This is a genomic window from Chryseolinea serpens, from assembly GCF_900129725.1.
Taxonomy (GTDB): Bacteria; Bacteroidota; Bacteroidia; order Cytophagales; family Cyclobacteriaceae; genus Chryseolinea; species Chryseolinea serpens.
This window is the reverse complement of sequence record NZ_FQWQ01000005.1, coordinates 661,928-674,334: the sequence shown is the minus strand read 5'-3', so window position 1 is coordinate 674,334 and position 12,407 is coordinate 661,928. Positions and strand designations below refer to the sequence as shown.

General features: G+C 52.0%; 14 protein-coding genes. 2 read left to right on the top strand and 12 right to left on the bottom strand.

Features of this window, described 5'->3' with window-relative positions; genetic code table 11:
• From BUB30_RS30975 to rpsT, 9 genes are all read right to left on the bottom strand, one after another.
• On the bottom strand, positions 1 to 729 hold the full coding sequence (locus BUB30_RS30975; RefSeq protein ID WP_073142315.1) for a hypothetical protein: 729 nt from the start codon (positions 727 to 729) through the stop codon (positions 1 to 3).
• A 275-nt stretch (positions 730 to 1,004) separates the two neighbouring features.
• Positions 1,005 to 2,573: a ribonuclease Y gene (gene rny, locus BUB30_RS30970; RefSeq protein WP_073142313.1), complete on the bottom strand. Its 1,569-nt coding sequence runs from the start codon at positions 2,571 to 2,573 to the stop codon at positions 1,005 to 1,007.
• 77 nt (positions 2,574 to 2,650) lie between these two features.
• Complete coding sequence (locus BUB30_RS30965) at positions 2,651 to 2,938, bottom strand: cell division protein ZapA (protein ID WP_073142311.1); 288 nt, start codon at positions 2,936 to 2,938, stop codon at positions 2,651 to 2,653.
• A 23-nt stretch (positions 2,939 to 2,961) separates the two neighbouring features.
• Positions 2,962 to 3,258 (bottom strand): hypothetical protein, encoded by a 297-nt coding sequence (locus tag BUB30_RS30960; RefSeq protein WP_073142505.1) that lies wholly within the window; start codon positions 3,256 to 3,258, stop codon positions 2,962 to 2,964.
• 175 nt (positions 3,259 to 3,433) lie between these two features.
• The gene (gene pheT / locus BUB30_RS30955; RefSeq protein WP_073142309.1) at positions 3,434 to 5,851 is read right to left on the bottom strand and encodes a phenylalanine--tRNA ligase subunit beta; all 2,418 of its coding nucleotides are present in this window, start codon (positions 5,849 to 5,851) and stop codon (positions 3,434 to 3,436) included.
• A 221-nt stretch (positions 5,852 to 6,072) separates the two neighbouring features.
• On the bottom strand, positions 6,073 to 6,690 hold the full coding sequence (locus tag BUB30_RS30950) for a DUF1684 domain-containing protein (protein WP_073142307.1): 618 nt from the start codon (positions 6,688 to 6,690) through the stop codon (positions 6,073 to 6,075).
• On the bottom strand, positions 6,687 to 7,943 hold the full coding sequence (locus BUB30_RS30945; protein WP_073142305.1) for a serine hydrolase domain-containing protein: 1,257 nt from the start codon (positions 7,941 to 7,943) through the stop codon (positions 6,687 to 6,689). Before BUB30_RS30945 ends, BUB30_RS30950 begins: the two co-directional genes overlap by 4 nt.
• Before the next feature lie 28 nt (positions 7,944 to 7,971).
• A complete protein-coding gene (gene radC, locus BUB30_RS30940; RefSeq protein WP_073142303.1) occupies positions 7,972 to 8,670 on the bottom strand; it encodes a RadC family protein in 699 nt (232 codons plus the stop codon).
• A gap of 125 nt (positions 8,671 to 8,795) precedes the next feature.
• On the bottom strand, positions 8,796 to 9,050 hold the full coding sequence (gene rpsT, locus BUB30_RS30935) for a 30S ribosomal protein S20 (RefSeq protein ID WP_073142301.1): 255 nt from the start codon (positions 9,048 to 9,050) through the stop codon (positions 8,796 to 8,798).
• A gap of 321 nt (positions 9,051 to 9,371) precedes the next feature.
• Between rpsT and BUB30_RS30925 the strand changes: the two genes are divergently transcribed.
• Positions 9,372 to 10,334, top strand: a complete 963-nt coding sequence (locus tag BUB30_RS30925) for a zinc dependent phospholipase C family protein (protein ID WP_073142297.1) — start codon at positions 9,372 to 9,374, stop codon at positions 10,332 to 10,334.
• Here BUB30_RS30925 and BUB30_RS30920 read toward each other — a convergent pair.
• The 3 genes from BUB30_RS30920 to BUB30_RS30910 are packed head-to-tail and all read right to left on the bottom strand — an operon-like array spanning position 10,331 to position 11,761.
• Positions 10,331 to 10,618: a hypothetical protein gene (locus tag BUB30_RS30920; protein ID WP_073142294.1), complete on the bottom strand. Its 288-nt coding sequence runs from the start codon at positions 10,616 to 10,618 to the stop codon at positions 10,331 to 10,333. The genes BUB30_RS30925 and BUB30_RS30920 overlap by 4 nt on opposite strands.
• An 18-nt stretch (positions 10,619 to 10,636) precedes the next feature.
• Positions 10,637 to 11,179 carry an SRPBCC family protein gene (locus tag BUB30_RS30915; protein WP_073142292.1) on the bottom strand — a complete coding sequence of 181 codons (543 nt, stop codon included), beginning with the start codon at positions 11,177 to 11,179 and terminating at the stop codon, positions 10,637 to 10,639.
• Positions 11,180 to 11,188: 9 nt separating this feature from the next.
• Complete coding sequence (locus BUB30_RS30910) at positions 11,189 to 11,761, bottom strand: SRPBCC family protein (protein ID WP_084138487.1); 573 nt, start codon at positions 11,759 to 11,761, stop codon at positions 11,189 to 11,191.
• A gap of 118 nt (positions 11,762 to 11,879) precedes the next feature.
• Here BUB30_RS30910 and BUB30_RS30905 point away from each other — a divergent pair, with 118 nt between their 5' ends.
• Positions 11,880 to 12,350, top strand: a complete 471-nt coding sequence (locus tag BUB30_RS30905) for a DUF4199 domain-containing protein (protein ID WP_073142290.1) — start codon at positions 11,880 to 11,882, stop codon at positions 12,348 to 12,350.
• Positions 12,351 to 12,407 lie beyond the last annotated feature (57 nt).

The following is a 12,407-nucleotide window of genomic DNA, read 5'->3' as shown; positions in this document are numbered from 1 at the left end:
TCAGTTTTTAGGCGCGTCATAGAATTCTGCCGCCCGCACTACGGCCTTCTCACGATCTTTCTTGAAGCGTATTTTACTTTTGTTGAGAAAAGATTTGACATCCGATTTCCGGTCTTTCAGCACATCCAGCACCGATCCTTTTTTCTTCACCGGGTAAAACACGCCATCTTTGACGATATAGAGGTGATTCTTCTCTTCGAAGCGGGCCACAATCACCTGCGACTCGATGGATTCCTGCAGGTTCTTTTCACGCTTCACATATACCTTGGTGGCGCCGTCATACAGCCGGTCATAGAATCCGGTGGTGATACCGTTGGTCTTTGTGCCATAGAGCAACACAAACGTGTGACCGGAAATCGCGAAGTGGTCTACCTTGTTGGTGACCAACTGGATCTTTGCACCATTGAGCAGGTGTTCGGTGACCACCTGGTCGACGCGGATGTCGTATTCCAGGGGAACATTCTCATACAACTCGCCGTCGTAGAGCACGTCGCCCATGATCCAATCGTCGGAAAGGTAGAAGGGAAACTCGTCGTTTCGCGAAACATATTCCGTGTATTCCACGCCATTGAAGAGACGTGCTTGTCCTTGTATATAGTGCGAATAAACATGCTTGGCGTGTAGGTCGGCCTTGGCAACAAAAGCAGTGTCAGCCTTGGGCTGTGCCGTGCAGGGTATGCTGCAGAAGAGGGACAGGCCGAAGCCTGCGAGGCATAGGAGACGGGTCATTTTCCAGTAGAGCGTAGGTAACAGGTTTCTAAAAATACTTTTAATACTGAAAAGTACCATACCGTTAAAGTAAATTATACAATCGTTTGAATACACGAGCGGGCGTTAGGGTCGCGACGAACGCCATGATTGTCGAGACGAAATCGAAAAGAATCATGAGCACGACCGGACCCCAAATGCAGGGACAGCAAGGCACTACCGTAAAAACAAAAACGTCCGGCCCCACAAGGGACCGAACGTTTCTTCAAAGCCTTTCGCAAGGCAGCACTTGAATATTACTTCGCGTAGGCTACGCTGCGCATTTCGCGGATCACCGTGACTTTCACCTGACCGGGATATTGCATGTCGCGCTCGATCTTTTGCGAGATGTCGAAGCTCAGTTGACCTGCCCGTTCGTCGGTGGCTTTCTCGGCGTCTACAATCACGCGGAGCTCACGGCCGGCTTGAATCGCATAGCACTTGTCGACACCGTCGAAGCTGAGACCCAGTTGTTCCAGTTCTTTCAGGCGTTTGATGTATTGCTCCATCACCTCGCGGCGGGCACCGGGGCGGGCGCCACTGATGGCGTCGCACGATTGCACGATGGGCGAGATGATGTTGGTCATTTCAATTTCGTCGTGGTGGGCGCCGATGGCGTTGCAAATGGCGGGGTGCTCTTTGTATTTCTGTGCCAATTCCATACCCACAATGGCGTGAGGTTTCTCCAACTCTTCGGGCCACACCTTGCCGATATCGTGCAACAGACCGGCACGCTTAGCTTGTTTCACGTTCAATCCCAGTTCGCTCGCCATGATGGCGCAAAGGTTGGCCACTTCGCGTGAGTGCTGCAGCAAATTTTGCCCATACGATGAGCGGAAGCGCATGCGACCCACCATCTTCACCAACTCGGGATGCAACCCGTGAATGCCCAGGTCGATCACGGTGCGTTCGCCGATTTCCACGATCTCGTCTTCAATATTCTTGGTGGTCTTGGCTACGATCTCTTCGATGCGCGCCGGGTGTATGCGTCCATCCTGAACCAACCGGTGCAACGACAACCGGGCGATCTCGCGACGCACGGGATCGAAGCCCGAAATGATGATGGCTTCGGGGGTGTCGTCCACGATAATTTCCACACCCGTGGCGGCTTCCAGGGCGCGGATGTTGCGTCCTTCGCGGCCGATCACCTTTCCTTTGATGTCGTCGCTTTCGATGTTAAAGATCGACACACAGTTCTCGATGGCATGCTCGGTGGCGGTGCGCTGAATGGTCTCGATCACGATCTTCTTGGCTTCCTTGGTGGCCGACAGCTTGGCTTGTTCCATGATGTCTTTCACATAGCTGGAGGCGCGGGTCTGGGCTTCGTCTTTCAGGCTGGCGATCAGTTGCTCACGGGCTTCGTCGGCGGTGAGCTTGCTGATGTTTTCCAGCACCTGGATCTTTTGCTGGTTGAACTTGTCGAGCTCTTCCTTTCGTTTTTTGGTGTGCTCCAGTTGGGCCGACAGGTCGAGGCGAATGTCGTCCAATTCGCCTTCTTTGCGTTTGAGGTTCTCGATCTCTTTGCTGAGGGTGGCCTCGCGTTGTTTGATCTTTTGCTCGTTGCTGATGATGAGACTCTTCTTCTTGTTGGCTTCCTCCTCGAATTCGGTCTTCATTTTCAGAAGCTTTTCTTTGGCTTCCAGGATGCGGTCCTTTTTCAGGTTTTCTGCAGCAATTTCGGCTTCCTTGATGATGAGCTTGGCTTTGGCGTCGGCGTTTTCCTCGTTCTTTTGAAGTTTACGTTTATAGAGGAGAGACCCGATCAACAGACTCAGCAGGATCGTTGCGATCGCGCTGACCACGATAACTATGACGGTCGTTGGCATAAAAGATAGATATGGGTTATATATACACTAACCCCGGATTGCCGCCTTGGCTCAGGAAGGAGATGGAGTGGGAAGGATCAGAGAATGGATTGGGAGACGAGGTGGTTGATTTGGCTAACTTTCTCAAACACCGTTTGGTCGATCACCTGGTAGGTTTCCTCGGCCGCCATCTTGTCTACCAGGCAGTCGAAGGCCACCATGGCCAACAGATCTTGTTTATCATCTATCCCAAATTGCTCCCGGTAAGTCTTTAATTTTTCATTGATGATCTTGCTGGCCAGTCGAACGCGCTCTTCATCCGTTAGCTTCACCTTCATTGGGTATTCGCGGTCTGCTATCTTGATTTTTATTGAGAGGTCGTCCATGAAATATGCTTACAGGGTTCCTTTTATCTGCTTAAATGGGCGATACACTTGTCGATCTCTCGAATGTATTCGTCCACTTTCTTCTTCAACTCCGAAACACTTCCGTCTTCCGGGTTTAAACTATCCACAATTTTAGTGATTTTCGCTTGATTATGAAAGCCTGCGAGTTGCTCATCGCGGGCGCGAATGGCTCCCTTCAGATCCTGGTTCTCTTTTTTCAGGCTTTTCAGCTCTTCCTTTAGGTTCTTGTGTTCGTTGACGAGCACCAAGATTTTGCGCTCCAACCCGTTGAGGTTGGTTTTTAAGAGTTCCTGATCCATGCGAATTTTTTTTGCCTCCGCCTGTGCGTCGGCCGTTAAAACCAATTTATCTGTTGCAGCCCCGATAATATCCGAGAATCCGTCTACCCTTCATTCCGTTCTGCACCCGGGGTCTCCTATCCTATCCCGCTGCCATCCTATAGTCAGTACGTTCCAACCCAAGCCAAGGGTTGCCTTATTTCCGGATTACGGCCCCCAGTCGCTCCTCGAAGGCCGTCATCAATGCCGCCATGGTCTGGTCTATCTCCTCGTCCGTCAGGGTCTTCTGCTCGTTCAGCAGGGTGAAGCCCAGGGCATACGCTTTCTTTCCTTGCGGGATGTTCTCTCCTTCATACACATCGAACGCAATAATGTTTTTAATCAACCGCTTCTCGGTAGCCATGACCAGGTTGCGTATCTCATCGAAGCTAACCTGCTTGTCGATCACCAACGACAAGTCTCTTCTTACTTCGGGAAATTTCGTCACTTCCTGAATTACTAACTTAGGGTTTGCCGATTGGAAAAGCAAGGACGTATAAAGCTCCGCATAAAATAAATCCTGCTTCATGCCAAAATCTTTCAGCAACGCGGCTTTTACTTTTCCAACCTTGCCGATTTCCACATTTCCACGCAACAACTTCACACCATATTCCAGTACCGGATCAGTAATGGATTCCTGCTTTAGGTTGGTCAGTCCCGATTTTAGCGCCACATGCTGTACGTGTTGCGCCAGGTCATAATACGTTACCGCCTGCGTCTTATGCCGCCAGTTCTCCGTCTCCACGTTGCCCGTCATATACAAAGCCAGGCGCTCCTCCTCCTTGTAGGCACCGCCTTCTTTATAGTAGATCTTACCGAACTCATACACCTTCAGGTCTTTCTGCCGGCGATTGATGTTATAGGCACAAACTTCCAACCCTGTAAACAAAAGCGTTTGCCGCAAGATGCCTTGCTCTTCGCTCAGTTTGTTCAAGATCTCAATGGCCTCACCCTTGAACTTCAGGTTGTGCTTTTGCTGATAGGCATAGTTGGTCAGCGAATTGGTCCAAATCTCATTGAAGCCATTGCCGGTCAGCAACTCGCCAAGATTCCGCTTATACTTGTCGATATCCTTTACGGGAAATTCGGCCAGGAAGTCGGTGCGCGCAATGTCCGACAATTCGATATTGTTGAAGCCGTAGATGCGCAGGATCTCCTCCACCACATCCGCTTCCTGCGTTACGTCCACACGATACGGAGGAACTGAAACCGTATACCGATCGTCCTTTACATCCATCACACGAATATCGAGCCTGGAAAGAATGCCGTGAACTTCGTTTCGTGGAATGACCTTACCGATCAACCGATTAACATTTTTGTCTTTTACTTCAATGCTCCGGTTCGGAATGGGCGCCGGATAAACATCGGCCACCGGCGACGAGATTTTTCCACCGGCAAGTTCCTTGATCAACAACGCCGCACGTTTCAACGCATACACCGTGATGTTCGGATCGGTGCCTCGCTCAAAACGGAATGATGCATCGGTCTTTAACTGATGATGTTGTGAAGTTTTGCGAACGTATACCGGTGAGAAACAGGCACTCTCCAGGAAAATATTTTTCGACTGTTCCGTGATGCCCGACTTTGCACCACCAAACACACCCGCGATGCACATCCCCTCTTCCTTGCCATTGCAGATCATCAGGTCGGTGTCCAGCAGCGTACGCTCTTTGTTGTCGAGCGTCACGAATTTGGTGCCCGCGGGCAGCGTCTTCACGATCACTTTGCCCCCCGCGATCTGGTCGGCATCAAAGGCATGCAGCGGTTGCCCCAGTTCGTGGCAAACAAAGTTGGTGATATCCACCACGTTGTTGATGGGCGTGAGCCCGATTGCCAGCAAGCGGTTCTTCAACCACTCCGGCGATTCCTTTACCGTCACACCGGAAAGCGTCACGCCCGAATAGCGTGGACACGCCGCAGTATTCTGTACCTCAATAGGAATAATAAGACTTGAATCGTCTGCAACAAAGCTCTCCACCGACGGCCAACGGATCTCGCGATCCAGCGACGCTTTGATATCGCGGGCCACACCAATGTGCGACGCGGCATCGGCGCGATTAGGGGTTAGCCCGATCTCGATGATATAGTCTGAAGAAATGTTGTAGAAAGAAGCCGCGGGCGTTCCGTTGGGAACATCCGTGTGCAGCACAATGATCCCCGCATGGCTTTCGCCCAACCCAATCTCGTCCTCCGCGCAGATCATCCCCTCCGACTGCTCGCCGCGAATTTTCGCCAGCTTGATCGTGAACGGCTCCCCCTTCGTAGGGTGCACGGTCGTTCCGGGAAGGGCCACTACCACTTTTTGGCCAGCAGCCACGTTGGGTGCACCACAAACAATGGGCAAGATCCTGCCGCCGCCAACGTCCACCGTGGTCACCGAAAGTTTGTCGGCATTGGGATGTTTGGCGCAGGTGAGCACCTGGCCAATGACGAGTCCCTGCAATCCACCCTTCACGGTTTCATGCACCTCCACACTCTCCACCTCCAGCCCCGTGTTGGTCAGCACCTTGCCAATGGCATCGGCGGTCTCAGGGATGTCGATATACTCCTTCAGCCAATTGTAAGAAATGGTCATTTGCTATACTGTAAAGGGTGTAAAAATAAGCCCTTTGAAAGGAAGTAAAAACAGTTTCCGTAAAAGAACTGAACCGAAAAGAACCAATCCACAAACAACACAACCCCTTCGCAACAACATTGCTTGTTTACCCGCCGTAGCTTCAGCGAAGGAGGGCCCGCCGTAGCTTTAGCGAAGGAGGGTCCCCCGAAGCGTCAGCAAAGGCGAGTTCAAAATAACCTTCAATGGTAGGTCTTTTCCCCCGCCCGCAAAGCAACCTTCAACAAGTTCTCCGCCGGAGGAAAGGGACATGAATATTTTTCGATATACGCGCAATACGGATTGTAAGCCTTATTAAAATCAAGGGTAATGGTATTGCTCCCCGGCGTTTTGTTCACGTCCAGGTAGCGCCCGGCGCCATAGGTCTCGGAGGCGCTGGTCTCATCCCCAAACGCCAGGAAAAGCTTTCCACGAAAGGGGCCCATGTCGGTCACCTCCAGGATCAGCAGCCGGTTATGAAAACCCTCCAGGTCGAAATCGGCGTAGGCATATTCGATATAGCGCTGCTCGTTGGCGTCGCTGGTGGTGAGCACCACCATCTTTTTACTTTGAATGGGGGTGATGTCGGCCGTGATCTTGTATTTTGGATCTACCGGGAAATATTTCAACCCCTCGAAGGTCTTTGCGTCCATGACAAACGGCGATTCGGGCGACGTGCGCATGAAGCGTTCTTTTTCTTCCCGCTCTTTTTTTATTTCATCCACATAAGCCGATTGGTCATGGCTTCCCATGAACGAGTACAACACGCTTGCCAACACCACGGCAACGACAATGAGCAACAGGATGTTTTTTGTTTTCATGGAACCAGGATTTGCTGACGGAGTTTTCGTTCTTTCTCCTCCCAGGCGCGAACCGAATCGCGTTTGGGTTGCAGCAAGTTAAAAAATAAGGGAATGCCATTATCGGCCAGGTCGCCCGGAGCGTTGGCCAGGATGCACACGGCCAGGTGGTCTTTGGGGTTCACCGCCACTTCGCTGCGGTAGCCGTTCACGTAACCGCCATGGTATAACAAGGTATCGTCGGGATAGTAGATCACCCGCCATCCTAAGCCATAGAACGAATCGCTGAGCCGGTGCATCCGGCCATAGTTACGGTTCTTCGAACGGGCCTTTACTTCCGGAGAGTACAACTGTTTCAGGGTTTCCCGGGAGATCACATCGGGGCGGTTGCCCAACAACGCGATCATCCACTGCGCCATGTCGCTGATGCTGGCGTTCACTCCGCCGGCAGGGGCCACGTTATAGTAGGTGGACGTGATCGCGGCGGGCACCCATTGGTTGCCACGACGCTTATGGGGCTTGGCCAGGTTGGTGCTTTGCTGTATGCCGGCATAATCGATAGACGCCGTCAGCATATGCAAGGGACCAAACACCCGCTGGCGCATTTCGTCTTCATAACTCTTTCCGGTGGCCGATTCGATCACCCTCCCGATCAGGCTATACGCTACGTTCTGATAGCTGTAGGTTTCTCCTACCGGCGACGATAAGGGAATTCGTTTGAGCCACGACAACATCGAATCCAATGGCTTGCCTTCTTCGACCATGTTGGTGTAGGTGTGATAGGGCAGCCCCGTGGTGTGTGACAACACGTGGCGGATGGTGAGCTTCTGGGTTTCCTCCGGCGAGTTCAAAGCAAAATGCGGCAGGCGATCCACAATGCGGTCGTTCCAGTGCAGCACACTGTCTTGCACCAAAATGCCGGTGAGGAATGAGGCAAAACATTTGGACACGGAAGCGATGCGAAACAACGTGTTCACATCCACGGGTTGTGGTGCATCGGCGCTGCGGCGTCCCATGCCTTTCAAAAAAACGATCGTAGAGTCTTGCACCACAGCAATGGCAGCGCCGGGGGTGCCCGAAGCTTCGGCCAGCACCTTAAGTTGCTCCTCATAGTCCCGAAGCACTTCGGCCAGGACGGGATTGACCGGCTTGGGCTGGACAGCCGCTTTCGGGGCAGGCTCCTGCAAAGCGGCCTTTTCCTTGGCCACCTGGGCGATCAAGAATGGTATGATGATCAGCAGGGCGCCGATAAAAATGTAGTGTTTCAATTTCATCCTGCGGCTCCGGACAAGTGGGGTCTCCTCACATCAGTCCTTCATCTGCAAAGCTAAAATATTTCCGGCCCGCCACGATAATATGATCCAGAACTTGTATGTCGAGCAGTTTACCGGCCGCTTTTAATCTTTGAGTTAGGTCGCGGTCTGCCATGCTGGGCTCGCGGTTTCCCGACGGATGGTTGTGTGCCAGGATCACGCTGCAAGCCAGCGCGTCGAGCGCTGCTTTGAAGATGATCTTCGGGTCGGCCACGGTGCCCGACACGCCGCCTTGGCTCACCATGCATTTTTTTATGACCCGGTTGGCCCGGTTCAAAAGGATGACCCAAAATTGTTCATGGCCAGCATCAGAAAGTTCGCCCTGCAGCAAGTCATAGGCTGCCTGGGAACTTGTGATGGCAGGCTTTTTATCGGGAACAAAATCGACGCGCCGGCGTCCGAGCTCCAGGGCGGCCATCAGGGTGAGGGCCTTGGCTTCGCCGATGCCGGCGATCTTGGTAAAGTCTTTTACCGTCAGCCCGCCAAAATCGTGAAGGTTATTATTGACGCTTTTGAGTAACTCCTTGGCCACATCCATGGCATTTAGTGTAGCGGTGCCGGTGCACAGCAGAATGGCGATCAATTCTGCGTCGCTCAGGGCGGGTCTTCCTTTCTTCAGGAGTTTCTCGCGGGGCTGGTCTTCGGGTGCCCAATCTTTGATGGTGATCTTTTGCTCTCTTGTCTTCATATCAGCTAACCGGAAGACCAAGATACATTCTCCCCTCGGATGAAGGTCAAAAAAAACACAAAAAAATAAGCCCCGTCCGACAGGGCTTACAAAATATTGTATAACAAAGGATTGACTCCTTTAAATTACGCGAGCTTGTTAACGAATTTGGTCAGTTTCGACTTCTGATTGGCAGCTTTCTTCCAATGAATCACGTTTTTCTTTGCCAATTTATCAATCATCGAAGAAACTTCTTTCAAAAGCGCCACAGCTTCTGTTTTCACCGTGGAGGTTCTCAATTTCTTGATGAAAGTACGGGTAGTCTTATGCTGATAGCGGTTTCTTACACGCTTGATTTCGTTGGCGCGGATTCTTTTTTCTGCTGACTTATGATTTGCCATATGCTTTCTCTAAAAATAAGGACTGCAAAGGTAAGGGATTTGTGGAATTTGCAAAAGGTTGGCTCCGTCAAATCTGTCGTAAAGATGGAAAAATGCCCTTCAATGTGGTTTTTTCACTGATTTCGACCTCCCACGTCGCGAAATATTTTTTGATCACGCCCGCATTTCGCCGGCCGCGAGTGACCGAGACCATCCAAAAAACGACGAAATCACCGTCCTGGGGCACTTCAAGGGGCGCTGTTTTTATTTTCGGGTGGCCATTGTTTAGATTGGGTGTACCAAAGGGTCCCTCGTTTTTTTCATCCAAAACCGTTGATTGTTATGAAGCGGATCGTTCTCTCCGCCGCGCTGGCGGCTTGTCTTGTTCTTTTTTCAAATTGGGGCTTTTTTGGGCACGAGCGCATCAACCGCCTGGCCGTGTTCACCCTGCCCCCCGAAATGATCGGATTCTATAAGGCCAACCTGCACTATATCGTAGAAGCGGCCGTAAACCCCGACCGGCGACGCTATTCCGTGAAAGAAGAAGCACCCCGCCATTACATCGACCTTGACCACTACGGCGACAGCGTTTTTTTTAGAATGCCACAAAGCTGGGCCGCAGCGGTTGAAAAATATTCTGAAGACACGCTGCAGGCGTATGGCATCGTGCCCTGGCACATCACGCGCATGTATCGCTCCCTCCGGGATGCCTTTCAATTGCGCGATCCCGCCCGCATCCTGAAAGTGTCGGCCGAACTGGGGCACTATGTGGCCGATGCGCATGTGCCGCTGCATACCACCGAAAACTACAACGGCCAGCTCACCGGCCAGGAGGGCATTCATGGATTCTGGGAGTCGCGTCTACCGGAATTGTTTTCCGATCGCTACGACTTCTTCGTGGGCAAGGCCGAATACATCGCCAACCCGCAACAGGCAGCCTGGAGCGCCGTGAAAGATTCGCATCGTCACCTGAAACAGGTGCTGGAGGAAGAAAAGAAGCTCTCGGAAAAGATGGCCGACAAAAAATACACGTTCGAAACCAAGGGCCGTCAAACGGTAAAGGTATACGCGCCGGCATTTGCGGCGGCCTATCACCGCGCACTGCAGGGCATGGTCGAGCAACGTATGCGCGACGCCATCAAAATGGTGGGCGACCTCTGGTTCACGGCCTGGGTGGACGCCGGTCAACCGGACCTGAAAAGTCTGATCAACTATATGCCCAGCGAAGCGGAGCTGGCCCAGCGCCGTGCGGAATTGGAGTTATGGAAAAAACAGACGGTGCGATCCCGGCCACACGAAAACTAGCGAAGCAACGCGGTGACGATTTCCCTCCACTCCTCCTTCAAACTCTTCTGGCTGGCGGGCCGGTGCGCCAGCCTGTACCAATACAACGCATTGCCCTGGTCGCCCTCTTTCCGGTGGAGATAGGCGTGCACCCACGAGCCTTCATCGGTGTGCACATCCTGGGCGATGTCGTGGGCCCTGTCCCATTGGTTGTTGGCGTCATACCAGAGAGCTTCCACTAATTTGTGAAGGCCGGCAGGGGGTGCGTTGTGGGTTAGGGTGGCGTGGAATTCGTCGAACGTCATGTCGGGGTTTATCGTGGTTTACTTTGATGGCGTAGCAGCAGGCTTCCCTTCAATGATCGTTTTGAGGGTGGAGAGCTCGTATTCAAAGGCTGCATCCACCTCCGGTTTTATCATGAAGGCGCTCATGAGGCGAATGAGGGGATTCATTCCGTTCTCGAACGAAAACTCCATGGTCACGCGCGTGCTGTCGCCGGCGGGTGCGAAGGTATACGTTCCGTAGGCCGTTCCAAAATCGGTGAAGTGGATGGCGGTTTTCAGTGACTTGCCCGGATCGCTTTCAATAATGCTCAACGATCCGTTGCCATCGTCGCTGGTCCAGGCGTAGGATGCATTCAATCCGGTGGTGGGCTCGCCGAACGTGATCTTCATCGTGGGATCATTTTTCATCCACCACGACCACGCCGGCCACTGGCGGAGGTCATTCACTTCTGCAAACACCTCCTCCGGCTGGCCCTTGATCAGTTTTTGGCGCGATAGCGTGGTGGTGTGGGGTTGCATGAAGCCCACGATGATGATCAACACCACCAAAATGCCTACTACAATGAGGATCTTCTTTACCATGATGGTTGTTTATTGGTTCACAGCTGTCGAATCTGCGGGGACGGGCTCCGGTTTGGGTTTTTCTTCCACGAGTTTTTTGAGATCCATCAATCCTTCGTCGTATTGATCTTTCATCATGCTTCCCATCAACATCCACATCGCCTTGCCGCCAAAGCCTTTGTTGGCGCCGTCGTAGGTCCATGTCACTTTGGTGTTTTCACCTTCGGGTTCCAGGATGAACGAGCTGTAGAAAACGCCGTCATAGCCGTCGAACCGAAGTGCGCATTTCACGGACTTGTTTTCTTCTATGGTTTCGATTTCCTGCGAGCCTTTGCCGGTCTTGGGGCCGTCCCACATCATTTTTGCGCCGACGGTTCCCTCCTCGCCTTCAAAAGTTTGTTTCACCTCTGGGTCCATCTTCGACCAGGGCGACCAGGCGGTAAAATTCTTGAACCGGCTCACCTCCGGAAAAACGGAAGACGCCGGTGCGTTGATCACAATGGATTTTTCAATGTGCGCTTGCGAAGGCTGCACGAGCACGGCAATCGCAAAGATGACCACGATGGCCAACACAACGATGCCGATGATTTTGAGCGCTTTCATGCGGTTATTTGGGTTTATGGGTTAGCGTTGTTAAGATACCAAATTTATAACTATCGAAAACGTTGTAAATGTCTCTAAAAATGCAAAAATTAGGCTACACCAAACGTCTGATACAACTATGAACCTGTTCACAGATCCCAATCGCATTCCCGAAAATTATGGGCTGCGCATCGCCGTCGGTTTGATTGCTTATTTTCTTTTGATGAAAGTTATCGGGTTGAGCCATCACGTAGAGCTACGGTTGGTGAACCTGGTCATTCTTTCACTGGGTGTTTATCTTGCGTTGAAGAAATTTAAGAATGAGCACGCCGATCATTTGAATTATTTTCGCGGCCTCATCATGGGCGTAGCCACGGCGGGCATCGGGTCGCTTGGATTCGGACTCTTTCTTTTTATCTACATGCAGTTGGACAGCTCCATGATGGCATCTATTGTCGCAAACGAACCCATGGGACGCTACCTCAATCCCTACATGTCGGCGTTCATCGTGGTGCTGGAAGGCTTTTTCTCGGGATTGCTGGTGACGTTCGTGTTGCTGAATTGGGTGAACACGGATCAGGTGAACGAGCCGATCGATAAGAAATCATAAAGCCGACGGGCATAGAAAGGCTCTCCTTCGCTGAAGCTTCGGCGGGCGAAGCAAAAA